Genomic DNA, 24,411 nt, shown 5'->3' with positions numbered 1-24,411 from the left:
CGTTCGGGCGGCGGTAGACTACGCGCATTATGCGCATCCTCGTGACCGGCGGCGCCGGATTCATCGGTTCGGAGTTCGTCCGTCAGCTCCTCGGGGCTGACGAGAATGCCCGGATCACGGTCTTTGACAAGCTCACCTACTCGGGCGTCCTGGAGAACCTCGCTCCGGTGGCCGACCACAAGGGCTACACCTTCGTCCAGGGCGACATCTGCGATGCGGACGCCGTCGACCAGGTCATGCCTGGACACGACGTGGTGGTGCACTTCGCCGCCGAGTCCCACGTGGACCGTTCGATCGCCGGCGCGGGCCCGTTCGTGCTGACCAACGTCGTCGGCACCCAGGTGCTGCTCGACGCGGCCCGCAAGCACGGCGTCGGCCGCTTCGTCCACATCTCCACCGACGAGGTGTACGGCTCGATCAACGAGGGCTCCTGGACTGAGACCTGGCCGCTCGAGCCGAACTCCCCGTACTCGGCCTCCAAGGCCTCCTCCGACCTGCTGGCGCTGGCCTACCACCGCACCCACGGCATGGACGTCGTGGTGACCCGCTGCTCCAACAACTACGGGCACTACCAGTTCCCGGAGAAGGTCATCCCGCTGTTCACCACCAACCTGATCGACGGCAAGAAGGTGCCGCTGTACGGCGACGGTGGCAACGTCCGCGACTGGCTGCACGTCTCGGACCACTGCCGGGGCATCGAGCTGGTCATGCGCGGCGGCCGCGCGGGCGAGGTCTACAACATCGGCGGCGGCACCGAGGCGACCAACAAGGAGCTGACCGGCCTGCTGCTGGAGGCCGCCGGCGCCGGCTGGGACATGGTCGAGCACGTCGCGGACCGCAAGGGCCACGACCTCCGCTACTCCATCGACATCAGCAAGATCCGCGAGGAGCTCGGCTACGAGCCGCAGGTCCGCTTCGAGGACGGCCTCGCCGCGACCATCGCCTGGTACCGCGAGAACCGCGCCTGGTGGGAGCCGCTGAAGCAGAAGGCGGCCCTGGCCAAGTGACCGCGAACGCCGCCGCGCCCGTGCGCTGGCTGGTCACCGGCGCGGCCGGGATGCTCGGGCAGGACCTGCTGTCGGTGCTGGGCGCCGACGGGACCGCCGAGATCACCGCGCTGCGCCGGGCGGACCTCGACATCACCGACGCGGCGGCCGTCCTGGCCGCCGTCGAGGGCCACGACATCGTGGTCAACTGCGCCGCGTGGACGAACGTCGACGGTGCGGAGACCGAGGAGGCAGCCGCCACCGCCGTCAACGGCACCGGCGTGCGCCACCTCGCCGCGGCCTGCGCCAGTACCGGCGCGCGGCTGCTGCACGTCTCCACCGACTACGTCCTGCCGGGCGACGCCACCGAGCCCTGCCCGGAGGACGCCCCGACCGCTCCGGTGAACGCGTACGGCCGCAGCAAGCTGGTGGGGGAGCAGGCGGTCGCCGAACTGCTCCCCGAGCACGGCTACATCGTGCGCACCGCCTGGCTGTACGGCGAGCACGGCCCGAACTTCGTGGCCACCATGCTCAAGCTCGCCGCCCAGCGGGACACCCTGGACGTGGTGGACGACCAGCACGGCCAGCCGACCTGGTCGTACGCGCTGGCCGGCCGCCTGGTCGAGCTCGGCCGGGCCGCGCTCGCCGGGCAGGCCCCGGCCGGGGTCTACCACGGCACCGCGAGCGGCCGCACCACCTGGTGCGGACTGGCCGGCGAGACCTACGCGCTGAGCGGGCTGGACCGGGAGCGGATCCGCCCGACCACGTCGGAGGCCTTCGTCCGCCCGGCCGCCCGCCCCGCCTTCAGCGTGCTGGCCCACGACCGCTGGGCCGCCGCCGGGCTGGCGCCGCTGCCCGAGTGGCGGGCCATGCTGGCCGAGGCGCTGTCCCGGCCCGTCTTCGCCGAACTGGCCGCAACGGCCCGGACCACCGAGAGCGACAGACCTCAGTGAAGAACGCACTGATGAAGGTGGCTGCCGCGCTACCGCCGGGAACCCTGGCGGTGGCCGGCGGCACCGTCGTCCTGGGTGCCGCCTCCTACATCCACCTCGGGGTGGCGGGCCACAGCCTGTCCGTCGACGACATGGCGAACGTCTCGCTGCTGTGGACGATCGTGATGTCCGTCGGCATCGGCGTCTTCTTCCCGATCGAGCAGGAGCTCACCCGGATCGTCGCGGCGCGCGCGGCGCTCGGCCACGGTGCCGCGCCGGTCCTGCGCCGGGCGGCCCTGCTCACCGGCGGGATCCTCGGGGCGACCCTGATCGTCCTCGGCGCCGCCTCCGGCCCGATCGCCCGGTCGATGTTCCACGGCGACCGCTCGCTGGTGCTGGCGCTCGGCGGGGCCTTCACCGGCATGGCCGTCTGCTACCTCACCCGTGGCGTGCTGGCCGGCCTCGGCCGCTTCGGCGCGTACGGCACCCAGCTCGGCCTGGACGGCGGCCTGCGGATCGGCCTGGCCTTCGCCTGCGGCGTGGCCGGAGTGCACTCGGCGCTCGCGTTCAGCCTGATCCTGGCCGTCGCGCCGATCCTCGCCACGATCGCCACGCTGCCGCCGCTGCTGCGCGCGGTGAAGCCCGGCGAGCAGGTCGGCTGGTCCGAACTCTGCTCCGGGCTGGGCCTGCTGATCTGCTCGACGCTGCTCTCGCAGGTCGTGGTGAACGCGGCCGTGGTGAGCACCAAGCTGCTCGCGCCCTCGGACTCCGCGCTGATCGCCGCCCTGCTCAACGCGTTGGTGCTGGCCCGGGTGCCGCTGTTCGTCTTCGGTTCGCTCCAGGCCTCGCTGCTGAACGGCCTCTCCGCCGCGATCGCGGTCGGGGACCGGGCGGCCTTCACCGGGATGCTCAAGAAGATCGGCGTCGTGGTGGGCGCGCTCGGCGTGCTCGGCGGGATCCCGGCGGTCGCCCTCGGCCCGTGGCTGATCCAGGTGCTGTTCGGCGCCAAGCCGGTGCTCGGCTGCCTCGACTTCTTCTGGTTGTCCGCCGGAACCGTGGCGTACATGTTCGCGATGGTGCTCGGCCAGGCGCTGATGGTATTCAAGCGGCACAACCTTCAGCTGCTCTGCTGGGCGCTCGGCACCGCGGTCCTCGCCGGGGTGACCTTCCTGCCGGGCGAGGTGTCCACCCGCGTGATCCTTGCGTACACGGCGGGTTCCGTGGCCACCGTCCTCGGTATGCTGGCGGTGCTGAGGCAGAGTTTCGCCCGTTCGGCGACGAATTCCGCCGGCCTCGTCCAGCAGCCGGGGGACCCGAACGCCGCGGTGCTGAGCAGCCGGACGGCCGGTGAATGACCGTGTCCGCCCCTCATCTTCAGATCGCCGCGCAGCAGCGCGGGCCAGACCCCATTCATGGAGCCTCCGTGTCCCAGTACGACGATGTTTGGCTGGTGATCCCGGCCTACAACGAGGGCCAGGTGATCGCCGACGTTGTGGAGGGGGCGCGAAAGACGTTCCCGAACATCGTGGTGGTCGATGACGGCAGCGGCGACGACTCGGCCAAGCACATCATGGCGACGGGCGCGCACCTGGTGCGCCACCCGGTCAACCTCGGTCAGGGCGCCGCCCTCCAGACCGGCCTGGCCTACGCCCTGGCCCAGCCGGGCGCCAAGTACTTCGCCACCTTCGACGCGGACGGTCAGCACCAGACCGCCGACGTCGAGAAGATGGTCGCCCTGCTGCGGGAGGGCGACACGGACGTGGTCCTCGGCTCGCGCTTCATCGAGCAGAACGGGCAGGTGCCGTGGATCAAGCGGGTCGTCCTGCGCACCGCGGCGACCGTCAGCCCGACCGCCCGCAAGCTCAAGCTGACCGACTCCCACAACGGCCTGCGGGTGCTGAACCGCGAGGCCGCCGGCCGGCTGCGGATCACCATGAACGGCATGGCACACGCGTCGGAGATCGTCAGCTTCCTCGCCGGCTCGGACCTCCGGGTCGCCGAACTCCCGGTGGACATCCTGTACACCGACTACTCACGCGCCAAGGGTCAGTCCCTGATCAACGGCGTCAACATCATCTTCGACATCTCGCTGCGGGAGCGTAGCCGCCGATGAAATTCTTCTGGATCCAGCTGGTTCTCATTCTCGGCTCGGTCACTCTCGCCTACATGTTCATCCGGCGTTGGGACCGTGCCAACACCCGCGCCTGGAAGCGCATCGCGTTCTCGGTCTTCGTGGTCGTGAACATCTACGCGGTGCTGCGTCCCACCGACGTGACCTGGCTGGCCCACCAGCTCGGCGTCGGCCGCGGCACCGACCTGGTGCTGTACGGGATGGTGCTGGCGATGGGCTTCCTGACCCTGAACACCTTCCTGCGCTTCCGCTCTCTGGAGAAGAAGCTCACCGATCTGGCGCGCACCGTGGCGATCAACGAGGGCGCCCGCCTGAACGAGGAGCGTTTCGACCTGGACCTGCCGGTCTCGGCGCCGGTCGACCGCAGCAAGGCCTGATCCCGTGGCGACCTTCGAGTTCATGCTGCCGTACTACGGCGACGTGGCGCTGATGCAGGCCGCCGTGCGGAGCATCCTCGCGCAGACCGACCCGGACTTCCGGCTGACGGTCATAGACGACGGCAAGGAGCCGGACGTCCCGGGCTGGTTCGCCACGCTCGGCGACGACCGGGTGGGCTACCTGCGCAACGAGCAGAACCTCGGCATCACCAAGAACTTCCAGAAGTGCGTGGAGCTGTCCAAGGCCGACCACGTGGTCATCATGGGCTGCGACGACCTGCTGCACCCGCACTACCTGGAGACCGTCCGGTCAATCCTCAAGGCCAACCCGGACCTGGGCATGGTGCAGCCGGGCGTCGAGGTCATCGACGGCAACGGCGAGGTCAGCCGTTCCGGCCTGGCGGACAACGTCAAGGAGAAGATCTACGCGCCGACCGTCAAGGGCCGGCGGCTGATGGGCGGCGAGGAGCTGGCCGCGAGCGTGCTGCGCGGCAACTGGCTCTACTTCCCGTCGATCTGCTGGCGGGGCGAGGCGCTGCGCGCGGTCAACTTCCGTGACGAGTACTCGGTGATCCAGGACCTGGCCCTGGTCGTCGACCTGCTGGAGCGCGGCGAGCAGATGATGGTGGACAACACCACCGTCGTCTTCCAGTACCGCCGGCACGCCGTCAGCGAGTCCTCGGTGCAGGCCTTCTCCGGCACCCGGTTCACCGAGGCGGAGCGGTACTTCAACGCGGTGGCCGAGCGGATGGACGCCCGTGGCTGGCCGAAGGCCGCCCGGGCGGCCCGGTTCCGCAGCGCCTCCCGGCTGCACGCGCTGACCATGCTGCCGGGCGCGCTGAAGCGCGGCCAGCGGGCCGGCGCCAAGGTCCTGGTCCGCCACGCGCTGACCGGCGGAGAGCGGCACTGACCGTTCGTAGGTCCTGATACGGCACTGGGCCGGTAGTCCGAACTCGGACTACCGGCCCAGTGCCGTTCGCGGGCGCCTCGCCACGGTTTACCAGGGCGCGCCCGCGGGGCCGAGCGGGTCGGGCTGCCGCGGCGGATACGGGTTGACCTTCGGGCACGCGAGCTTGCCGGTGTCGGGCACCGGCTCCAGCAGGTTGCTGATGTCCGTCGGCTGGTCGCACTGGCCGTTGGGCGCGTAGCGCGAGCAGTGCCCCTTGGTGTCGGCGGTGCTCTGCGCGATCCACGCCAGCGCCCCCGGGCCCCAGTGCGGGTCGGGCATGTACTTGCTGGCGGTGGCGGAGCCGGCCATGCCGAAGAGCAGGCCCAGCGAGCAGATGGCGCCGATGGCCACACCGCGCGGGTTGAGGCGCAGCGGGAGCCGGCGTCCGGTCTCCGCGGCCGTCTCGGAGGTGGGGGCCGCCGGGGCGCCCTGGCGGCGGCGGACGATCAGGTAGCACGCCAGCCCGACGAGGACCAGCAGGCAGTAGAGCAGCTGCGCGCTGGTGCGCGGGTAGAGCATGACGGCCTGGTCGCGCTCCATGTGGGAGGCGTACCAGTAGCGCATCAGCAGGGCGCTCGCCGTGCACGCGGCGGCGGTCAGCACGGTGGCCCGGCCGATCCCGAGGGCCAGCGCCACACCCAGGCCGACCAGCAGGAGGATCGTGAAGAGGCCGACCCCGCCGATCTCGCCGGGGACCGGCCAGGTGCTCTGGCCGTCGGTGCCGGGGAGGTCGTCGCGCCACATCGCGAAGTAGGTGGGCTCGGTGTAGGTGTCGAAGTAGCAGTAGCGGTCGACGGTGCTGCCGGCGGACCCGAGCAGCCGGACCAGGTAGAGGCCGGCGACGACCAGGAAGACCCCGGCGGCGGCGCCGATCGCGCACAGGGCGTTGAGCAGGCCGGGGGTACCGCCGGTGCGGCGGGCGCGCAGCAGCAGCACCAGGGTGAGCACCACCACTCCGGCCGCGGACCACACGAACCAGCCGGAGTAGAGGAGGAACAGCAGCCCGATCCCGAGGCCGAGTACGGCGCCGCGGACGGCGGCGGTGCGGCGCGGGAGGTCCGGGGCGCGCTGGAGGAGCTGCATCAGCTTCGCCACCACGGGGAGGAAGGCGACGAGTACGAAGGTGGTGTACGGCTTGTACGGCTGCGCCATCGGCAGGGCGGCGGTGACGCCGATCCCGAGCGCCCAGAGCGGGGGCAGCAGCAGGCGCCAGGACAGGTAGGCGAGCGGGCCCAGCAGCGCGGTGAACGCCAGGTCGGCGAGCTTGAGCGCGTAGCCCACCTGGCCGTGGGTGAGGTGCTCGGCGATGAAGGCGACGATGTGCGGGAACAGCGGCGGGTAGGCGCCGTCGAGGGACTTGCCGTCCATCAGGGCGCCGACCCAGGCCTGGAGGCTGCCGGAGTCGCCGTGCTGGGCGTACAGCGGCCAGTTGGTGTCGCGCAGCGCGAGCGAGATGCCGGCGGCCAGGACGCCGGAGGACAGGCCCGCGACCGCGGCGGCGGCGAACCGCACCGGGAGGTCCGCCCAGCGGCGCATCGCCGGCACCAGGACCAGGACGACGATACCGACGAGCAGCAGGAGCCGGAGCTGGAGCGCGGCGAGGCCACTGACCTGGCCGATCCTCGACATGGGGTTCAGGTGGACGGTCCATGCCAGACCGGTCATGAACAGCGCCGCCGTGGCCGCGGTCAGGATCTCGGCGGCCCAGAGGACAGCGGGGAGGCGAAGAGCGGCTGCCCGTCTCCTCTGGCTGGGCGGTATGCCCTGATGCCTGCCCGAGGCGGGGGCGGGCTGGACGCTCGTCGTCACTGTTCGGTCCTTCTGCTTCCCGCAGCACGTGGACGCGGGGGCGGTGTGTGGTTTCGGTGGCCGGACACCGCGATTCTGCCAGCACCTCGATCGGGGGATCGTCGCGGGCTGAACCACCGTTCCCGGGCGGGTCGTTGTCGTCCAGGGGCGAGGAGTGCGTTGGCTCCGGCCGATCACCGCGTGGCACACTGCCGATGCGCTTCGACGCGTGGTGGCAGGACCCGTGGCGCGCCGTCCGGAACCGGCCGTGACGAGGTCGTCAACTCATACAAGTAGGGAAGTGTCTCGGTGCAGCCGCTGATCGACTCTGCCCACACGTCCGACGGGCCGCGCCGGGGTGAGGGCGGCGACGGGAGCGCGTCCGGCACCCCGGCCCCGGTCGTGCCGGTCCGGCTGCGGGCGCTCGCCGCCCACCGCTGGTTCTGGCCGGCGGCCCTGCTGCTCGGGTACGGCGCGCAGGTGGCGTTCCGCCTGGCGCTGTCGATCCACAACTACTTCCCGTCGGTGCACGCCGACGAGGACTCGTACCTGGTGATAGCGCGGGTGCTGGCCGGCCGGCCGACCACCGAGATGCCGGTCGGCGTGGTGATCCCGGGCGGTTACCCGCTGCTGATCTCGCCGGCGCTGCGGATCGCCGACAACCCGGCCACCGCGTACCACCTGGTGATGGGCATCAACGCGGTGCTCAACGCGCTGGTGTTCCCGCTGGCCGTGGTGGCGGCGCGCCGGCTGGGCCTGTCCCGGCCGCAGGCGTACCTGGTGGGCACGGCCGTGGCGCTGGTGCCGCCGGTGGTCTTCTACTCCCAGTTCGTCATGTCGGACACCGTGCTGCCGGTGCTCCTGCTGGCCTGGGTGCTCGCGATGCACGGCTGGCTCTCGCCCGGCACGGCGCGCCGCCGCGCGCTGTACGCGGCGGGGACGGGCCTGGCGGCCGGCTACACGATGGCCACCCACGACCGGGGCGGCGTGGTCGTGGCGCTGACGGCACTGGTGCTGGTCGTGGTGCTGGTCCTCGGCTGGGCGCCGCGGCTCGCCTCGCTGGCCGGCGTCGGCGCGCTCGGGGTGTCGTACCTGGGCGCCAAGCTGCTGGCCGGCTTCGTCGAGAGCCAGTTCAAGGACGTGCCGCCGAGCGACGTCGGCAACAAGGTCTTCGAGAACCTCGAGGACAGCAAGTACATCGGCACGATCGTCGCCCGCACGTTCGGGCAGCTGTGGTACTTCATGACCTCCACGTACGGCTTCGGGGCGATCGCCCTCGTGCTGTGCGTGGTGGTGGTGTTCCGGCGCCGGTACTCGGTGGCCGAGCGGGTGGTGGCCTTCACCATGGTGGCGATGCTGTTCGGCACCGCGCTGGCCTCGGCGGCCGGCCTGGCGGACAACGACCGGATCGACAACTGGGTGTACGCCCGGTACTGCGCGGTGCTGGTGCCGCTGTTCCTGGTGGTCGGCCTGACCGCGCTGTTCCGGGCCGGGGCCCGTGCGCTGCTGTGGATGGCGCTGGTCGGCACGGTGATGATCGGTGTCATCCAGGTGTCGGTCGGCGCGTACGCGGGTGCCGCGCTCAAGCTCTGGATCAGTCCGTGGACGGTGCCGGACGCGATGTTCCTGGCCTCGACCTGGGACGGCCTGCACATGATCCGGACGAGCTTCGGCGCGCTGGCGGTGCTGGCCGCCTGCCTGCTGCTGCGGGTGGCCGGCGGGCGCCGGGTGGTCGCCGCGGTGGTGGCCTGTCTGACGCTGTTCGCGGCCTACGCGACGATTGCCATCACCGACAACGTCTCCGAGCCGCACGCCAAGTTCCGCAAGTACCAGGCGGTCGGCGTGGCCAAGGAGGCGGGCCTGCGCAAGGGCGACAACGTGGTCCTTGACGGGGACCTCGACTGGGACACCCGGATGGCGATGGCCTACGAGGTCTACTGGGGACGGGTCTGGACGGACGACGTCAAGGGCGGCAACGCCCCGCCGGAGAAGGCCACCGCGTTCCTGGCGGCCACCGGCAAGGACGCCCCGCCGGAGGCCAGCTGGCCGAATCCGAAGCCCGGCTGGCACGTCGCGAAGTACAACAAGGACCGCGGCTGGGTGCTCTGGCGCAAGGACTGACCAGGGCGTTCACCCCATCGGGGCCGGTGAGGAGCGTCTCACCGGCCCCGATTGGCATCCGGGCTGCTCCATGTGGCAGTATGTCCAAGTTGCTCGGTTGAGTGCCGATGCTGCGCGCCTCCCGCCGGGAGGACTGGAAGCGAGTCCCATGTACTCGTCGTTCCCGTGATGGCCGTCAAGCGTGAGTTCTACGCCACGGCAGCTGCGGGGCGAAAGTACGGGAATCTTCCGGGAAGCGTGAGCGGGGCCTCGATCCGGCGCCCCCAACCCCGAAAGTTCGAAACCGACGAAGTAATTCGTTGGTTTTTTGCAAGCGCGAGTGCGACACGCCCGAGCGCGGGGGTCGGAGGGTTGTCGTGCAGTGACTAAGGACAAAGGACTACTGAGTAGCCATGGCGGGACAGAAGATCCGCATCCGGCTCAAGGCCTACGACCACGAGGTCATCGACTCTTCGGCGAAGAAGATCGTCGAGACGGTGATCCGTACTGGTGCGCAGGTCGCGGGCCCGGTGCCGCTGCCCACTGAGAAGAACGTGTACTGCGTCATCCGCTCGCCGCACAAGTACAAGGACTCGCGCGAGCACTTCGAGATGCGTACTCACAAGCGTCTGATCGACATCCTCGACCCCACGCCGAAGACGGTTGACTCGCTCATGCGTCTCGACCTGCCGGCGGGCGTCGACATCGAGATCAAGCTCTGAGAGGCGCACCGAAGATGGCTAAGCAGATTAAGGGCATCCTGGGCGAGAAGCTCGGCATGACCCAGGTCTGGGACGAGAACAACCGGGTTGTCCCGGTGACCGTCGTCAAGGCTGGGCCCAATGTCGTGACCCAGGTCCACACCGCCGACAGCCCGGCCGGCTACGACGCCGTCCAGATCGGCTTCGGCGAGATCGACCCCCGCAAGGTGAACAAGCCCCTCGCGGGTCACTTCGCCAAGGCCGGTGTCACCCCGCGCCGCCACCTGGTCGAGCTGCGTACCTCGGACGCGTCCGAGTACACCCTGGGCCAGGAGATCACCGCCGAGCTGTTCGAGGCGGGTGTCAAGGTCGACGTGACCGGCACCTCCAAGGGCAAGGGCTTCGCCGGTGTCATGAAGCGCCACAACTTCCGGGGCCTCGGCGCCGGTCACGGCGTGCAGCGCAAGCACCGTTCGCCCGGTTCCATCGGTGGCTGCGCCACCCCGGGCCGCGTGTTCAAGGGCCTGAAGATGGCCGGCCGGATGGGTCACGAGCGTGTGACCACCCAGAACCTGACCGTGCACGCGGTTGACGCGGAGAAGGGTCTGCTCCTGATCAAGGGTGCGATCCCGGGCCCGAACGGCGGCCTCGTCCTCGTCCGCACCGCGGCGAAGGGGCTGTGAAGGATATGAGCACCATTGACATCCTGTCGCCCTCGGGTGACAAGACCGGCAGCCTCGAGCTGCCGGCCGAGATCTTCGACGCGAAGGTCAGCGTTCCGCTGATGCACCAGGTCGTCGTGGCGCAGCTCGCTGCGGCCCGTCAGGGCACCCACAAGACCAAGACTCGTGGCGAGGTCCGTGGCGGCGGCAAGAAGCCGTACCGCCAGAAGGGCACCGGCCGCGCCCGTCAGGGCTCGACCCGTGCGCCGCAGTTCGCCGGCGGTGGCGTCGTGCACGGTCCCGTGCCGCGCGACTACTCGCAGCGGACCCCGAAGAAGATGATCGCCGCCGCTCTGCGCGGTGCGCTCACCGACCGGGCCCGCCACAACCGCATCCACGTCGTCACCGACGTGGTCGCGGCCGAGGTGCCGTCGACCAAGGCCGCCAAGGGCCTGTTCGGCAAGATCACCGAGCGCAAGAACGTCCTCCTGGTCGTCGAGCGCGAGGACGAGCTGGGCCTGAAGTCCGCTCGTAACCTGCCGCACGTGCACATCCTGGACGCCGGTCAGCTGAACACCTACGACGTGCTCGTCTCCGACGATGTGGTCTTCACCCAGGCCGCCTTCGAGCGTTTCGTGGCCGGTCCGGCCGCGTCCGCCAAGGCCGTTGCCGCTGAGGGCGAGCTCGAAGGGAGCGCCGCCTGATGAGCGACGTTACGAGCAAGACGTTCACGGACCCCCGTGACGTCCTGGTGAAGCCGGTCATCTCCGAGAAGAGCTACAGCCTTCTCGACGAGAACAAGTACACGTTCATCGTGTCGCCGGGCGCCAACAAGACCCAGATCAAGCAGGCCGTCGAGGCGGTCTTCTCGGTCAAGGTCGAGGCTGTCAACACGATCAACCGTCAGGGCAAGCGCAAGCGCTCCAAGACGGGCTTTGGCAAGCGCAAGGACACCAAGCGCGCCATCGTGACGCTGGCCGAGGGCAACCGCATCGACATCTTCGGTGGTCCGGTCTCCTAACGGAGATCGTGATCGTCGATAAGGACGAGGACGAGAGAGCCAAATGGGCATCCGCAAGTACAAGCCGACTACGCCGGGCCGTCGTGGCTCCAGCGTGGCCGACTTCGTAGAGATCACGCGGTCCACGCCGGAGAAGTCGCTGGTTCGCCCCCTGCACAGCAAGGGCGGCCGTAACAACGCCGGTCGGATCACCGTTCGCCACCAGGGTGGCGGTCACAAGCGCGCCTACCGCGTGATCGACTTCCGTCGTCACGACAAGGACGGCGTGCCGGCCAAGGTCGCGCACATCGAGTACGACCCGAACCGCACCGCGCGCATCGCGCTCCTGCACTACGCGGACGGCGAGAAGCGCTACATCATCGCGCCGCGCGGCATCGCGCAGGGTGACCGGATCGAGAACGGCGCTGGCGCCGACATCAAGCCGGGCAACAACCTGCCGCTGCGCAACATCCCGGTCGGTACCACCATCCACGCGGTGGAGCTGCGTCCCGGTGGCGGTGCCAAGCTGGCCCGCTCCGCCGGCTCCGGCATCCAGCTGCTGGCGCGTGAGGGCAAGATGGCGCACCTGCGCATGCCCTCCGGCGAGATCCGCCTGGTGGACGCGCGCTGCCGCGCGACCGTCGGCGAGGTCGGCAACGCCGAGCAGTCGAACATCAACTGGGGCAAGGCCGGCCGTATGCGCTGGAAGGGCGTTCGCCCGACCGTGCGTGGTGTGGCCATGAACCCGATCGACCACCCGCACGGTGGTGGTGAGGGTAAGACCTCCGGTGGTCGCCACCCGGTCTCGCCGTGGGGCCAGAAGGAGGGTCGTACCCGTCGCCCGAAGAAGGCGTCGGACGCTCTCATCGTGCGCCGCCGCAAGACCAACAAGAAGCGCTAGGAGCAGGTCAGATGCCGCGCAGTCTCAAGAAGGGCCCCTTCATCGACGGCCACCTTCTCAAGAAGGTGGACGCGCAGAACGAGGCGGGTACCCAGAACGTCATCAAGACCTGGTCCCGTCGCTCCGTGATCTTCCCGGCCATGCTCGGCCACACGATCGCGGTTCACGATGGTCGCAAGCACGTCCCGGTGTTCGTCACCGAGTCGATGGTCGGCCACAAGCTGGGCGAGTTCGCTCCGACCCGCACCTTCCGCGGCCACGTCAAGGACGACCGCAAGTCGAAGCGTCGCTAGTCGCCTGAGCTTCACCGCCAGAACGACTCAATGACTTACTCCATTAAGGGGACAACCATGGAAGCCAGGGCCCAGGCGCGGTACATCCGCGTCACGCCCATGAAGGCCCGCCGCGTGGTGGACCTCATCCGTGGCCTGCCGGCCACGGAGGCCCAGGCCGTCCTGCGTTTCGCTCCGCAGGCCGCCACCGTGCCGGTCGGCAAGGTGCTCGACAGCGCCATTGCCAACGCCGCGCACAACTACAACCACTCCAACGTGGACGACCTCGTCATCAGCGAGGCGTACGTTGACGAGGGTCCGACCCTGAAGCGGTTCCGCCCGCGTGCCCAGGGCCGCGCCTACCGGATCCGCAAGCGGACCAGCCACATCACCGTGGTCGTCAGCAGCAAGGAAGGGACCCGGTAATGGGCCAGAAGGTTAACCCGCACGGGTTCCGCCTCGGCATCAGCACGGACTTCAAGTCCCGCTGGTACGCCGACAAGCTGTACAAGGACTACGTCAAGGAAGACGTTGCCATTCGTCGCATGATGACGAAGGGCATGGAGCGCGCCGGCATCTCGAAGGTTGAGATCGAGCGCACCCGCGACCGCGTCCGCGTCGACATCCACACCGCTCGCCCCGGCATCGTCATCGGTCGCCGTGGCACCGAGGCCGACCGCATCCGCGGCGACCTCGAGAAGCTGACCGGCAAGCAGGTCCAGCTGAACATCCTCGAGGTCAAGAACCCCGAGCTGGACGCCCAGCTCGTGGCTCAGGGCGTCGCGGAGCAGCTGTCCTCGCGCGTCTCCTTCCGCCGTGCCATGCGCAAGTCGATGCAGGGCACCATGAAGTCCGGCGCCAAGGGCATCAAGGTCCAGTGCTCCGGTCGTCTCGGCGGCGCCGAGATGAGCCGTTCGGAGTTCTACCGCGAGGGTCGCGTGCCGCTGCACACCCTGCGTGCGAACGTCGACTACGGCTTCTTCGAGGCCAAGACCACCTTCGGCCGCATCGGCGTGAAGGTCTGGATCTACAAGGGCGACGTCAAGAACATCGCCGAGGTCCGCGCTGAGAACGCCGCTGCCCGCTCGGGCAACCGCCCGGCCCGTCCCGAGGGTGGTCGTCCCGCCCGCGGTGGCGACCGCCGTGGTGGCGAGCGCGGTGGCCGCGGCCGTCGCCCCGCCGCTGCCGAGGCCCCCGCGGCCGCGGCCGCCGAGGCTCCGGCTGCCGAGAACACCGGAACGGAGGCCTGACCCCAATGCTGATCCCCCGTCGGGTCAAGCACCGCAAGCAGCACCACCCCAAGCGCCGTGGCGCTGCCAAGGGTGGCACCGAGCTCGCGTTCGGCGAGTACGGCATCCAGGCCGTCACCCCGGCCTACGTGACGAACCGGCAGATCGAGTCCGCTCGTATCGCCGTCACCCGTCACATCAAGCGTGGCGGCAAGGTCTGGATCAACATCTACCCGGACCGTCCGCTCACCAAGAAGCCGGCCGAGACCCGCATGGGTTCCGGTAAGGGTTCGCCCGAGTGGTGGATCGCGAACGTGCACCCGGGTCGGGTCATGTTCGAGCTGTCGTACCCCAACGAGAAGGTGGCTCGTGAGGCGCTGACCCGCGCAGCTCACAAGCTCCCGATGAAGTGCCGGATCATCCGGCGCGAGGCAGGTGAGAGCTGATGTCGGCCGGCACCAAGGCTGCTGACCTCCGCGAGCTGGACAACGAGGGTCTCGTTGCCAAGCTCCGTGAGGCCAAGGAGGAGCTGTTCAACCTCCGCTTCCAGGCGGCGACCGGGCAGCTCGACAACCACGGACGGCTGAAGCTCGTCCGCAAGGACATCGCGCGGATCTACACCCTGATGCGCGAGCGCGAGCTGGGCATCGAGACGGTGGAGAACGCCTGATGACTGAGAACACCAACGAGACGCGCGGTTTCCGCAAGACCCGTGAGGGTCTCGTCGTCAGCGACAAGATGGACAAGACCGTCGTCGTCGCCGTCGAGGACCGCGTCAAGCACGCTCTGTACGGCAAGGTCATCCGCCGTACGAACAAGCTGAAGGCGCACGACGAGGCGAACGCCTGCGGCATCGGCGACCGGGTCCTCCTCGCGGAGACCCGCCCGCTGTCCGCGACGAAGCGCTGGCGCGTCGTCGAGATCCTCGAGAAGGCCAAGTAACGAAGCCGATGTGGTACGGCCGTATGTGCAGCGGGTCCCTGCGGGACGCCGGTGTGAGCAGCGGCCGGCCCGTCAGCTCTCGTTGACGATCAGGAGAAAGCTGTGATCCAGCAGGAGTCGCGACTGCGTGTCGCCGACAACACGGGCGCGAAGGAAATCCTTTGCATCCGCGTTCTCGGTGGCTCCGGTCGTCGCTACGCCGGTATCGGGGACGTCATCGTCGCGACCGTCAAGGACGCGATCCCCGGCGGTTCGGTGAAGAAGGGTGACGTCGTCAAGTGCGTCGTCGTCCGTACCGTGAAGTCGCGTCGTCGTCCGGATGGCTCGTACATCCGCTTCGACGAGAACGCCGCGGTCGTTCTGAAGAACACCGATGGTGACCCCCGTGGCACCCGCATCTTCGGCCCGGTGGGCCGCGAGCTGCGTGACAAGAAGTTCATGAAGATCATCTCGCTTGCGCCGGAGGTGCTCTAACTCATGGCGAACAGCATGAAGATCAAGAAGGGTGACCTGGTTCAGGTCATCACCGGCAAGGACCGCGGCAAGCAGGGCAAGGTCATCCAGGCCATGCCCGCCGAGAACAAGGTCCTGGTCGAGGGTGTGAACCGGGTCAAGAAGCACACCAAGCCGGGCCCGGGCACTCAGGGTGGCATTGTCACCGTCGAGGCCCCGGTGCACGTCTCCAACGTCCAGCTGGTCGTGGAGAAGGACGGCAAGAAGGTCGTCACCCGCGTTGGCTACCGCTTCGATGACGAGGGCAACAAGATCCGCGTTGCCAAGCGAACCGGTGAGGACATCTGATGTCTGAGACGACTGTTGAGAAGGTGACCCCCCGTCTCAAGGAGCGTTACAACTCCGAGATCAAGGGTCAGCTGCAGGAGCAGTTCTCGTACGAGAACGTCATGCTGACGCCCGGCCTGGTCAAGGTCGTCGTCAACATGGGTGTCGGCGAGGCCGCCCGTGACAGCAAGCTGATCGAGGGCGCGATCCGCGACCTGACCGCGATCACCGGTCAGAAGCCGGCCGTGACCAAGGCTCGCAAGTCCATCGCGCAGTTCAAGCTGCGCGAGGGCCAGCCGATCGGCACGCACGTCACCCTCCGCGGTGACCGCATGTGGGAGTTCCTGGACCGTCTGGTTTCGCTGGCCCTGCCGCGAATCCGTGACTTCCGCGGCCTCTCCCCGAAGCAGTTCGACGGCCGTGGCAACTACACCTTCGGTCTGACCGAGCAGGTTATGTTCCACGAGATCGACCAGGACAAGGTCGACCGTCAGCGCGGTATGGACATCACCGTCGTGACCACCGCTCAGACCGACGACGAGGGCCGGGCGCTCCTGCGCGCTCTGGGCTTCCCGTTCAAGGAGGCGTGAGCCAATGGCGAAGAAGTCCCTCATCGCGAAGGCCGAGCGGAAGCCGAAGTTCGGCGTCCGGGCCTACACCCGGTGCCAGCGCTGCGGCCGTCCGCACTCGGTGTACCGCAAGTTCGGCCTGTGCCGTGTCTGCCTCCGTGAGATGGCGCACCGCGGCGAGCTGCCGGGCGTGACCAAGAGCTCCTGGTAATCAAGGCGCTTTAGGCACACAGCGAAGCAGAGGTGCCCGATCCCACACCGGCCCGTTTTGGGCCTGCCGTACGGATTCCCGTAAGGTAGTGGGGTCGGGCCCCCTGCCACGGCTTCCCCATGGATGTCCGTGGCCCTCTCAAGGGAGGGCTCGCACCCAGTCTTACGACGTCGCAGGTCCCCTGCGCTTGTGCCCCTGGCGAACTCGGAAGAGTGCGCAAGGGGGACCTGGCGCGGAGAAACCGCGGCGAGAGAGGCCTGAGGCCATCATGACCATGACCGACCCCATCGCAGACATGCTCACGCGTCTGCGTAACGCGAACTCGGCGTACCACGACACCGTGGCGATGCCGGCCAGCAAGATCAAGGCGCACGTCGCCGAGATCCTGCAGCAGGAGGGGTACATCTCCTCCTACAAGGTTGAGGAGCCCGTCGAGGGCGAGGTCGGCAAGAAGCTGACCATCGAGCTCAAGTTCGGCCCCAACCGTGAGCGCTCCATTGCCGGCATCAAGCGCATCAGCAAGCCGGGTCTGCGTGTTTACGCAAAGTCCACCAACCTGCCGAAGGTTCTCGGCGGCCTGGGCGTGGCGATCATCTCCACGTCCTCCGGCCTCCTGACCGACAAGCAGGCCGCCAAGAAGGGCGTAGGCGGAGAAGTTCTCGCCTACGTCTGGTAATTCGGGAAACGGAGGTACAGCAATGTCGCGCATTGGACGGCTGCCCATCCAGGTCCCCGCTGGCGTGGACGTCACCATCGATGGCCAGACGGTCTCGGTGAAGGGCCCGAAGGGCTCCCTCACCCACGTCGTCGCCGCGCCGATCGAGATCGGCAAGGGCGAGGACGGCATTCTGGCTGTCACCCGCCCCAACGACGAGCGTCAGTCGAAGGCCCTGCACGGCCTGACCCGCACGCTGGTGGCGAACATGATCACCGGCGTGACCGCGGGCTACCGCAAGTCGCTGGAGATCAGCGGTGTCGGCTACCGAGTTCTGGCGAAGGGCTCCGACATGGAGTTCCAGCTGGGCTACAGCCACCCGATCCTCGTCGAGGCGCCCGAGGGCATCTCCTTCGTCGTCGAGTCGGCCACCAAGTTCCACGTGGACGGCATCGACAAGCAGAAGGTCGGCGAGGTCGCCGCGAAGATCCGCAAGCTGCGCAAGCCGGACCCGTACAAGGCCAAGGGTGTCAAGTACGCGGGCGAGGTCATCCGCCGCAAGGTCGGAAAGAGTGGTAAGTAAGCGATGAGTGTCTCTGTCAAGATCGGCAAGGGCAACGCCTACAAGAGCGCCGCTCGCAAGCGCCGCGCGATCCGCGTTCGCAAGCGCGTCGTCGGCACCGAGGTGCGTCCGCGCCTCGTCGTGACGCGCTCGAACCGTCACATGGTCGCCCAGGTCATCGACGACGCCAAGGGTCACACCCTGGCGTCGGCGTCCACCCTCGACGTGTCCATCAAGGGCGCCGAGGGCGACAAGACCGAGCTGGCCAAGAAGGTCGGGAGCCTGGTCGCCGAGCGCGCCAAGGCCGCCGGCATCGAGTCGGTCGTCTTCGACCGCGCGGGCAACCGGTACGCCGGCCGCATCGCCGCCCTGGCGGACGCGGCTCGCGAGGCCGGGCTCGACTTCTAAGCCGCTCGTCGACCCTGTCGACGGACGTAAACGAGAGAGGTAATTCCAATGGCTGGACCCCAGCGCCGCGGTAGCGGCGCCGGCGGTGGCACCGGCGGTGGCGAGCGGCGCGACCGTAAGCGTGACGACCGGGGCAACGCCCCCGCCGTCGAGAAGACCGCTTACGTCGAGCGCGTCGTCGCGATCAACCGTGTCGCCAAGGTTGTCAAGGGTGGTCGTCGCTTCAGCTTCACCGCGCTGGTCGTGGTGGGCGACGGTGACGGCACCGTGGGTGTCGGTTACGGCAAGGCGAAGGAGGTTCCGGCCGCCATCGCCAAGGGTGTTGAGGAGGCCAAGAAGAACTTCTTCAAGGTCCCCCGTATCCAGGGCACCATCCCGCACCCGATCCAGGGTGAGAAGGCCGCCGGCGTCGTGCTGCTGAAGCCCGCCGCCCCCGGTACCGGTGTTATCGCCGGTGGTCCGGTGCGCGCCGTCCTGGAGTGCGCCGGCATCCACGACATCCTGTCGAAGTCGCTCGGCTCGGACAACGCGATCAACATCGTGCACGCCACGGTGGCCGCTCTGAAGGGCCTCGTGCGCCCCGAGGAGATCGCCGCCCGTCGTGGTCTGCCGCTGGAGGACGTGGCCCCCGCCGCTCTGCTGCGGGCGCGTGCTGCTGGGGTGAGCGCCTGATGGCTCGCCTGAAGATCACGCAGACCAAGTCGTACATCGGCAGCAAGCAGAACCACCGTGACACCCTGCGTTCGCTTGGTCTCAAGCGCATGCACGACGTGGTGGTCAAGGAGGACCGTCCCGAGATCCGCGGGATGGCCCACACGGTCCGTCACCTGGTGACGGTTGAGGAGGTGGACTGATCATGGGCGACAACCCGATCAAGATCCACAACCTGCGTCCCGCCCCGGGTGCCAAGACCGACAAGATCCGTGTGGGTCGTGGTGAGGGCTCCAAGGGTAAGACCGCTGGTCGTGGTACCAAGGGCACGAAGGCCCGCTACCAGGTTCCGCAGCGCTTCGAGGGTGGCCAGATGCCGCTCCACATGCGCCTGCCGAAGCTGAAGGGTTTCAAGAACCCGTTCAAGATCACCTTCCAGGTCGTCAACCTCGACAAGCTGGCCGAGCTCTACCCGCAGGGTGGAGAGGTCACGGTCGAGGACCTGGTCGCCAAGGGCGCGGTTCGCAAGAACTCCCTCGTCAAGGTGCTCGGCACCGGCGAGATCTCGGTTGCCCTGCAGGTGACGGTCGACGCCGTCTCCGGCTCGGCCGCCGAGAAGATCACCGCCGCCGGCGGTACGGTCACCGAGCTCGTCTGAGCCCGCTGACAACCGGCTTCGAGCCCCGCACCTCCTCCGGGAGGTGCGGGGCTCGCGCCGTTCCCGGGGATATCCGGCCGGACGGCGCTCGTTCTTTTGTGTGGCAAACCCGGGCATCCCGTACCCCATGAGTGGGGGAGGGGCGGTACGCGCTTCTTCCGAGTGGCTGCGCACTGTTAGAGTCCGTGGAGTTCCCTTGTAGGCTGCGCGTAGGCTCGCCTGTGCCGTCTGTACGGGGGCCCGAACCGCAAACTCCCCATTCAGGACCGACCCTCCCGCCGACGACGCGCGGGAGGCGCAGGAGGCACCGTGCTCAGTGCGTTCGCGCGGGCGTTCCAGACGCCCGACCTGCGCAAGAAGCTGCTGTTCACGCTGGGCATCATGGTGCTGTTCCGCCTGGGCTCGCACATCCCGATCCCGGGCGTGAGCTTCACGGCCGTGAACGAGTGCGTGAAGGAGACCAAGAACAGCGGCCTCTTCGGACTCGTCAACCTGTTCAGCGGTGGCGCGCTCCTCCAGCTGACGATCTTCGCCCTCGGCATCATGCCGTACATCACGGCGAGCATCATCCTCCAGCTCCTCACCGTCGTGATCCCGCGACTGGAGATGCTGAAGAAGGAGGGACAGGCCGGCCAGGCCAAGATCACCCAGTACACCCGCTACCTGACCATCGCGCTCGCCGTGCTCCAGGGCACCGGCATCGTGGCGACGGCGTCCAGCGGTGCGCTGTTCTCCGGCTGCCCGGTGGCCAACGAGATCGTCCCGGACACCAGCGTGTTCCGGATCGCGGTCATGGTGCTCACCATGACCGCCGGCACGACGGTCATCATGTGGCTCGGCGAGCTGATCACCGACCGCGGCATCGGCAACGGCATGTCGCTGCTGATCTTCACCTCGATCGCGGCCCAGTTCCCGTCCTCGATGTGGGCGATCAAGCAGTCCGGCACCATCGGCGGCGGCTGGGTCGAGTTCCTCTCGGTGGTCGCGGTCGGCGTCATCGTCGTGATGCTGGTCATCTTCGTCGAGCAGGCTCAGCGCCGGATCCCGGTCCAGTACGCGAAGCGGATGATCGGGCGCCGGGCGTTCGGCGGGACCTCGACCTACATCCCGCTCAAGGTGAACCAGGCCGGTGTCATCCCGGTCATCTTCGCCTCGTCGCTGCTGTACATCCCCGCCCTGGTGGTCCAGCTGACCAACAGCCAGGCAGGCTGGGCCACGTGGATCCGGACGAACTTCGTCAAGGGTGACCACCCGATCTACATGGCCACCTACTTCCTGCTGATCGTCTTCTTCGCGTTCTTCTACGTCGCCATCTCCTTCAACCCCGAAGAAGTTGCCGACAACATGAAGAAGTATGGTGGGTTCATCCCGGGTATCCGGGCCGGCCGACCGACGGCCGAGTACCTGAACTACGTGCTGACCCGTATCACGTGGCCGGGTTCGCTCTACCTGGGCCTGATCGCGTTGATCCCGATGATCGCCCTGGTCGCCTTCGGACAGCAGACCAACTTCCCGTTCGGCGGCACCAGCGTGCTCATCGTCGTCGGCGTCGGACTCGAAACTGTGAAGCAGATCGAGAGCCAGCTCCAGCAGCGCAATTACGAAGGGTTCCTCCGCTGATGCGTATCGTCCTCGTTGGTCCTCCCGGGGCCGGGAAGGGTACTCAGGCGCACCTGCTCGCCAAGACCCTGTCCATCCCGCACATCTCCACCGGCGACCTGTTCCGTGCCAACATCGGCCAGGGCACCCCGCTGGGGCTCGAGGCCAAGGGCTACATGGACGCAGGCCGCCTGGTACCGGACGAGGTCACCATCGGGATGGCCAAGGACCGCATGCTCCAGGCGGACGCCGAGAACGGCTTCCTGCTCGACGGCTTCCCCCGCAACCTGGGCCAGGCCGAGGCGCTCGACGAGTTTCTCGCCGAGAAGGGCATCAAGCTGGACGGCGTCCTGGACCTGGAGGTCCCCGAGGACGAGGTCGTCAAGCGGATCGCGGGCCGTCGCCTGTGCCGCAGGAACGGCAGCCACGTGTTCCACGTCGCGTACAACCCGCCGAAGGAGGAGGGTGTCTGCGACGAGTGCGGTGGCGAGCTCTACCAGCGCTCGGACGACACCGAGGCAGCGGTGCGCACCCGCCTGGAGGTCTACCACACGGAGACCGAGCCGATCATCGGCTACTACAAGGAGCAGGGGCTGCTGGTGACCATCCCGGCCCTCGGCAAGGTGGACGAGGTCACCTCCCGCGCCATCGAGGCGCTGAAGCAGGACAGCTGAGTCTCTCGGCGAACGTACGACGGTACGGCCGGGTCGCCCGCCCCTCGCGGGTGGCCCGGCCGTTTCGGCGTCGTACGGTGGTAGCAGTGGTAATCCGGACTTGGAAGGCGTGACCAGATGGTGGAGATCAAGACCCCCGAGCAGATCGCGAAGATGCGAGCGGCCGGGCTGGTCGTCGCCGAGGCCCTGAAGGCCTGTCGCGAGGCGGTCGTCCCCGGGGTGACCACCCAGGAGCTCAACGACGTCGCGGACAAGGTCATCACCGGCCACGGTGCCACCTCGAACTTCCGGGCCCACCACGGCGGGCTCTGGTTCCCGGGCGTGATCTGCGCCTCGGTGAACAACGAGGTCGTGCACGGCATCCCCGGCGAGCGGGTGCTCCAGGAGGGTGACGTCATCTCGATCGACTGCGGCGCCATCCTGGACGGCTGGCACGGCGACTCGGCCATCACGGTGGCGGTCGGCGAGGTCCGCCCGGAGGTCGAGATGCTGAGCCGGGTCACCGAGGGCTCGATGTGGGCCGGCATCGCCCAGATGAAGAAGAACAACCGCCTGGTGGACGTCTCCAAGGCGATCGAGGGCTTCATCCGTCGCCAGCCGCTGCCGCCGAAGGGCAAGTGGGGCATCACCGAGGGCTACGGCGGTCACGGCATCGGCACCGCGATGCACATGGAGCCGCACGTGCTGAACTACGTCGAGCGCGGCCGCGGCAAGGGCCCGAAGCTGGTCCCCGGCACCGTGCTCGCGATCGAGCCGATGGTGTCGCTCGGCACCCCGCACACCACCGTGCTGGACGACGAGTGGACGGTCGTCACCAACGACGGCACCTGGGCTTCGCACTGGGAGCACTCGGTGGCCGTCACCGAGCAGGGCCCGCTGGTGCTGACCGCCTTCGACGGCGGCCGGGCCGAGCTGGCCAAGCTGGGCATCACCGCAGCTCCGGACCCCCTCGCGTAGTCGCCGCGGCGCTCAACTGCCGCTGCTGACAAGGGATCAGAGCCCTGGAGGTTTGGACCTCCAGGGCTTTTGTCCTATTTTTATCGGCTGGCAGGGTCTGTAGTGGCTTACGAGCGAGCAGGAGAGAGTACGTGCTCAAGGGATTCCGCGACTTCATGATGCGCGGCAACGTCGTCGACATGGCGGTCGGTGTGGTCATCGGTGCCGCGTTCACCGCGGTGGTGACCGGCTTCGTGTCCGCCTTCCTCACCCCGCTGGTGGGCGTGGTGGTCGGTGCGGCCGGCGACTTCAGCTCGTACAAGGCGCACATCGCGGGGGTGACCTTCCCGTACGGGCAGTTCCTCAACGTGCTGATCGCGTTCTTCATGACCGCCGCGGTGCTGTACTTCTGCGTGGTGCTGCCGATCACCAAGGCGACCGCGCGCTACATGCCGAAGAAGCCGAAGACGCCGAAGCGTCCCTGCCCCGAGTGCCTGACCGAGATCCCCGAGGCCGCCCGCCGCTGCTCGGCCTGCACCGCCCACGTCGAGCCGCTGGTGGTCTTCACCAAGGCCTGACGCGACGGGTGTGACGGTGACCGCTTTCCGGGACCCCCGTTTTGGTCCGTCGGACGCGCTGGCGTAGGATGGACCGTCGGCTCACTCGTAGCGTGCTTCAGCGCGCCCTCTTCCCCCCGGGGGAGGGGTGAACCCAGGTTCGCACGAGCGTTCCGCATACGGTAGCCGGTCCCGGAAGGTGGATCTCGCAGTTCATGGCTAAGAAGCAAGGCGCCATTGAGATCGAGGGCACCGTGATCGAGTCTCTGCCGAACGCGATGTTCAAGGTCGAGCTGCAGAACGGTCACAAGGTCCTCGCGCACATCAGTGGCAAGATGCGCATGCACTACATCCGCATCCTGCCGGACGACCGGGTCGTCGTGGAGCTCAGCCCCTACGACCTCACGCGCGGGCGGATCGTCTACCGCTACAAGTAAGAACGTCAGATCTAGACCCGGAGAACCTGAACATGAAGGTCAAGCCGAGCGTCAAGAAGATCTGCGACAAGTGCAAGGTGATCCGCCGTCACGGCCGGGTCATGGTGATCTGCGACAACCTGCGCCACAAGCAGCGCCAGGGCTGATCTCTCCCCAGCATTTCTCGTAGTACTTCGCGCGACGCGAAAACGTCATAAGCGGGCTGCCCGATCCGTTCCGCCCGGAACGGACTGCCACCCCCGGTCAGAGGCCGGGGCTCCCTCACCGTGAGGTGTCGGAGTAGGCAGCACGCAAGACCTCTGAAAAAGCACAGGAGCCTTGAATGGCACGCCTCGCCGGCGTTGATCTCCCCCGTGAGAAGCGGATCGAGATCGCCCTCACCTACGTGTACGGCATCGGCCGTACCCGCGCCCAGCAGACCCTGGCCGAGACCGGTGTGAACCCGGACGTCCGCGTCCGCGACATCACCGAGGACGACCTGGTCAAGCTGGGTCAGTACATCGACGCCAACTACACGGTCGAGGGTGACCTCCGCCGTGAGGTGGCCGCCGACATCCGCCGCAAGGTCGAGATCGGCTGCTACGAGGGTCTGCGTCACCGCCGTGGCCTGCCGGTCCGCGGCCAGCGCACCCACACCAACGCGCGTACCCGCAAGGGCCCGCGTCGCGCGATCGCCGGTAAGAAGAAGCCGGGCAAGAAGTAGTCCGTCCCGTAACCGGACATCCCTCCGGCCCGCGGGTCAGC

36 protein-coding genes are annotated in these 24,411 nt (G+C 68.2%); 35 read left to right on the top strand and 1 reads right to left on the bottom strand.

Annotation, left to right across the window (positions count from 1 at the left end; genetic code table 11):
* The first annotated feature begins 29 nt into the window (after positions 1–29).
* The 6 genes from rfbB to ACWGJO_RS09280 all read left to right on the top strand — a co-directional run bounded on the left by rfbB (position 30) and on the right by ACWGJO_RS09280 (position 5,336).
* On the top strand, positions 30–1,007 hold the full coding sequence (gene rfbB / locus ACWGJO_RS09305) for a dTDP-glucose 4,6-dehydratase (RefSeq protein WP_359897517.1): 978 nt from the start codon (positions 30–32) through the stop codon (positions 1,005–1,007).
* Positions 1,004–1,939, top strand: coding sequence for a dTDP-4-dehydrorhamnose reductase (gene rfbD / locus ACWGJO_RS09300; RefSeq protein WP_380351760.1), 936 nt, complete (start codon positions 1,004–1,006; stop codon positions 1,937–1,939). The genes rfbB and rfbD overlap by 4 nt, the downstream gene beginning before the upstream one ends.
* Positions 1,940–1,950: 11 nt before the next feature.
* Positions 1,951–3,273: a lipopolysaccharide biosynthesis protein gene (locus ACWGJO_RS09295; RefSeq protein WP_452182869.1), complete on the top strand. Its 1,323-nt coding sequence runs from the start codon at positions 1,951–1,953 to the stop codon at positions 3,271–3,273.
* Positions 3,274–3,341: 68 nt separating this feature from the next.
* Complete coding sequence (locus ACWGJO_RS09290) at positions 3,342–4,031, top strand: glycosyltransferase family 2 protein (protein WP_387686287.1); 690 nt, start codon at positions 3,342–3,344, stop codon at positions 4,029–4,031.
* Positions 4,028–4,426 carry a DUF2304 domain-containing protein gene (locus ACWGJO_RS09285; protein ID WP_359897514.1) on the top strand — a complete coding sequence of 133 codons (399 nt, stop codon included), beginning with the start codon at positions 4,028–4,030 and terminating at the stop codon, positions 4,424–4,426. Before ACWGJO_RS09290 ends, ACWGJO_RS09285 begins: the two co-directional genes overlap by 4 nt.
* A 4-nt stretch (positions 4,427–4,430) precedes the next feature.
* Positions 4,431–5,336 carry a glycosyltransferase family 2 protein gene (locus ACWGJO_RS09280; protein ID WP_452182868.1) on the top strand — a complete coding sequence of 302 codons (906 nt, stop codon included), beginning with the start codon at positions 4,431–4,433 and terminating at the stop codon, positions 5,334–5,336.
* A gap of 87 nt (positions 5,337–5,423) precedes the next feature.
* Here the strand turns inward: ACWGJO_RS09280 and ACWGJO_RS09275 are convergent, their stop codons facing one another.
* Positions 5,424–7,184, bottom strand: a complete 1,761-nt coding sequence (locus ACWGJO_RS09275) for a hypothetical protein (protein WP_452182867.1) — start codon at positions 7,182–7,184, stop codon at positions 5,424–5,426.
* A 288-nt stretch (positions 7,185–7,472) separates the two neighbouring features.
* Between ACWGJO_RS09275 and ACWGJO_RS09270 the strand changes: the two genes are divergently transcribed.
* The 29 genes from ACWGJO_RS09270 (at position 7,473) to rpsM (ending at position 24,370) form a co-directional block, all read left to right on the top strand.
* The gene (locus tag ACWGJO_RS09270) at positions 7,473–9,284 is read left to right on the top strand and encodes a hypothetical protein (RefSeq protein ID WP_452182866.1); all 1,812 of its coding nucleotides are present in this window, start codon (positions 7,473–7,475) and stop codon (positions 9,282–9,284) included.
* A gap of 392 nt (positions 9,285–9,676) precedes the next feature.
* Complete coding sequence (gene rpsJ, locus ACWGJO_RS09265; protein ID WP_012785157.1) at positions 9,677–9,985, top strand: 30S ribosomal protein S10; 309 nt, start codon at positions 9,677–9,679, stop codon at positions 9,983–9,985.
* Between the two features lie 14 nt (positions 9,986–9,999).
* On the top strand, positions 10,000–10,647 hold the full coding sequence (gene rplC / locus ACWGJO_RS09260) for a 50S ribosomal protein L3 (RefSeq protein WP_189916064.1): 648 nt from the start codon (positions 10,000–10,002) through the stop codon (positions 10,645–10,647).
* A 5-nt stretch (positions 10,648–10,652) separates the two neighbouring features.
* Positions 10,653–11,330, top strand: a complete 678-nt coding sequence (gene rplD / locus ACWGJO_RS09255) for a 50S ribosomal protein L4 (protein WP_359897509.1) — start codon at positions 10,653–10,655, stop codon at positions 11,328–11,330.
* Positions 11,330–11,647 carry a 50S ribosomal protein L23 gene (gene rplW, locus ACWGJO_RS09250; protein WP_030280768.1) on the top strand — a complete coding sequence of 106 codons (318 nt, stop codon included), beginning with the start codon at positions 11,330–11,332 and terminating at the stop codon, positions 11,645–11,647. Before rplD ends, rplW begins: the two co-directional genes overlap by 1 nt.
* A 43-nt stretch (positions 11,648–11,690) precedes the next feature.
* Positions 11,691–12,527: a 50S ribosomal protein L2 gene (gene rplB / locus ACWGJO_RS09245; protein WP_320440637.1), complete on the top strand. Its 837-nt coding sequence runs from the start codon at positions 11,691–11,693 to the stop codon at positions 12,525–12,527.
* Positions 12,528–12,538: 11 nt separating this feature from the next.
* Positions 12,539–12,820: a 30S ribosomal protein S19 gene (rpsS, locus tag ACWGJO_RS09240; RefSeq protein WP_030055821.1), complete on the top strand. Its 282-nt coding sequence runs from the start codon at positions 12,539–12,541 to the stop codon at positions 12,818–12,820.
* 57 nt (positions 12,821–12,877) lie between these two features.
* A complete protein-coding gene (gene rplV / locus ACWGJO_RS09235; protein ID WP_030055822.1) occupies positions 12,878–13,225 on the top strand; it encodes a 50S ribosomal protein L22 in 348 nt (115 codons plus the stop codon).
* Complete coding sequence (gene rpsC / locus ACWGJO_RS09230) at positions 13,225–14,049, top strand: 30S ribosomal protein S3 (RefSeq protein ID WP_359820416.1); 825 nt, start codon at positions 13,225–13,227, stop codon at positions 14,047–14,049. The genes rplV and rpsC overlap by 1 nt, the downstream gene beginning before the upstream one ends.
* A 5-nt stretch (positions 14,050–14,054) precedes the next feature.
* On the top strand, positions 14,055–14,474 hold the full coding sequence (gene rplP, locus ACWGJO_RS09225; protein ID WP_030055824.1) for a 50S ribosomal protein L16: 420 nt from the start codon (positions 14,055–14,057) through the stop codon (positions 14,472–14,474).
* Positions 14,474–14,698, top strand: coding sequence for a 50S ribosomal protein L29 (gene rpmC / locus ACWGJO_RS09220; RefSeq protein WP_063348970.1), 225 nt, complete (start codon positions 14,474–14,476; stop codon positions 14,696–14,698). The genes rplP and rpmC overlap by 1 nt, the downstream gene beginning before the upstream one ends.
* Positions 14,698–14,970, top strand: coding sequence for a 30S ribosomal protein S17 (gene rpsQ, locus ACWGJO_RS09215; protein ID WP_030055826.1), 273 nt, complete (start codon positions 14,698–14,700; stop codon positions 14,968–14,970). Before rpmC ends, rpsQ begins: the two co-directional genes overlap by 1 nt.
* A gap of 102 nt (positions 14,971–15,072) precedes the next feature.
* Complete coding sequence (rplN, locus tag ACWGJO_RS09210; protein ID WP_030393301.1) at positions 15,073–15,444, top strand: 50S ribosomal protein L14; 372 nt, start codon at positions 15,073–15,075, stop codon at positions 15,442–15,444.
* Between the two features lie 15 nt (positions 15,445–15,459).
* On the top strand, positions 15,460–15,771 hold the full coding sequence (gene rplX, locus ACWGJO_RS09205) for a 50S ribosomal protein L24 (protein ID WP_030055828.1): 312 nt from the start codon (positions 15,460–15,462) through the stop codon (positions 15,769–15,771).
* On the top strand, positions 15,771–16,340 hold the full coding sequence (gene rplE / locus ACWGJO_RS09200; protein WP_030393302.1) for a 50S ribosomal protein L5: 570 nt from the start codon (positions 15,771–15,773) through the stop codon (positions 16,338–16,340). The genes rplX and rplE overlap by 1 nt, the downstream gene beginning before the upstream one ends.
* Before the next feature lie 4 nt (positions 16,341–16,344).
* Positions 16,345–16,530 (top strand): type Z 30S ribosomal protein S14, encoded by a 186-nt coding sequence (locus ACWGJO_RS09195; protein WP_030393303.1) that lies wholly within the window; start codon positions 16,345–16,347, stop codon positions 16,528–16,530.
* 268 nt (positions 16,531–16,798) lie between these two features.
* Positions 16,799–17,206 carry a 30S ribosomal protein S8 gene (gene rpsH / locus ACWGJO_RS09190; RefSeq protein WP_033824224.1) on the top strand — a complete coding sequence of 136 codons (408 nt, stop codon included), beginning with the start codon at positions 16,799–16,801 and terminating at the stop codon, positions 17,204–17,206.
* Between the two features lie 22 nt (positions 17,207–17,228).
* Complete coding sequence (gene rplF, locus ACWGJO_RS09185) at positions 17,229–17,768, top strand: 50S ribosomal protein L6 (RefSeq protein WP_030393304.1); 540 nt, start codon at positions 17,229–17,231, stop codon at positions 17,766–17,768.
* Between the two features lie 3 nt (positions 17,769–17,771).
* Complete coding sequence (gene rplR, locus ACWGJO_RS09180; RefSeq protein ID WP_030280785.1) at positions 17,772–18,155, top strand: 50S ribosomal protein L18; 384 nt, start codon at positions 17,772–17,774, stop codon at positions 18,153–18,155.
* Positions 18,156–18,203: 48 nt separating this feature from the next.
* A complete protein-coding gene (gene rpsE, locus ACWGJO_RS09175; protein ID WP_030055834.1) occupies positions 18,204–18,827 on the top strand; it encodes a 30S ribosomal protein S5 in 624 nt (207 codons plus the stop codon).
* Positions 18,827–19,009, top strand: coding sequence for a 50S ribosomal protein L30 (gene rpmD / locus ACWGJO_RS09170; RefSeq protein WP_030055835.1), 183 nt, complete (start codon positions 18,827–18,829; stop codon positions 19,007–19,009). Before rpsE ends, rpmD begins: the two co-directional genes overlap by 1 nt.
* A 2-nt stretch (positions 19,010–19,011) precedes the next feature.
* Positions 19,012–19,464 carry a 50S ribosomal protein L15 gene (rplO, locus tag ACWGJO_RS09165; protein WP_255752515.1) on the top strand — a complete coding sequence of 151 codons (453 nt, stop codon included), beginning with the start codon at positions 19,012–19,014 and terminating at the stop codon, positions 19,462–19,464.
* Positions 19,465–19,773: 309 nt separating this feature from the next.
* The gene (gene secY, locus ACWGJO_RS09160; protein WP_452182865.1) at positions 19,774–21,084 is read left to right on the top strand and encodes a preprotein translocase subunit SecY; all 1,311 of its coding nucleotides are present in this window, start codon (positions 19,774–19,776) and stop codon (positions 21,082–21,084) included.
* Positions 21,084–21,737 (top strand): adenylate kinase, encoded by a 654-nt coding sequence (locus ACWGJO_RS09155; protein WP_452182864.1) that lies wholly within the window; start codon positions 21,084–21,086, stop codon positions 21,735–21,737. The genes secY and ACWGJO_RS09155 overlap by 1 nt, the downstream gene beginning before the upstream one ends.
* A 117-nt stretch (positions 21,738–21,854) precedes the next feature.
* Positions 21,855–22,694, top strand: a complete 840-nt coding sequence (map, locus tag ACWGJO_RS09150; RefSeq protein WP_401046064.1) for a type I methionyl aminopeptidase — start codon at positions 21,855–21,857, stop codon at positions 22,692–22,694.
* A 131-nt stretch (positions 22,695–22,825) separates the two neighbouring features.
* Positions 22,826–23,251: a large conductance mechanosensitive channel protein MscL gene (mscL, locus tag ACWGJO_RS09145; RefSeq protein ID WP_452182862.1), complete on the top strand. Its 426-nt coding sequence runs from the start codon at positions 22,826–22,828 to the stop codon at positions 23,249–23,251.
* A gap of 194 nt (positions 23,252–23,445) precedes the next feature.
* On the top strand, positions 23,446–23,667 hold the full coding sequence (gene infA / locus ACWGJO_RS09140) for a translation initiation factor IF-1 (RefSeq protein WP_003956442.1): 222 nt from the start codon (positions 23,446–23,448) through the stop codon (positions 23,665–23,667).
* A gap of 32 nt (positions 23,668–23,699) precedes the next feature.
* On the top strand, positions 23,700–23,813 hold the full coding sequence (gene rpmJ / locus ACWGJO_RS09135; protein ID WP_003956441.1) for a 50S ribosomal protein L36: 114 nt from the start codon (positions 23,700–23,702) through the stop codon (positions 23,811–23,813).
* A gap of 176 nt (positions 23,814–23,989) precedes the next feature.
* Entirely contained in the window at positions 23,990–24,370 is a 381-nt protein-coding gene (gene rpsM / locus ACWGJO_RS09130; protein ID WP_350511311.1) for a 30S ribosomal protein S13, read from the top strand.
* The last annotated feature ends 41 nt before the right edge of the window (positions 24,371–24,411 follow it).

Source organism: Kitasatospora sp. NPDC054795 (assembly GCF_053611565.1).
Note: the sequence above shows the minus strand (reverse complement) of the source record. Positions and strands in the feature narration are given on the sequence as shown.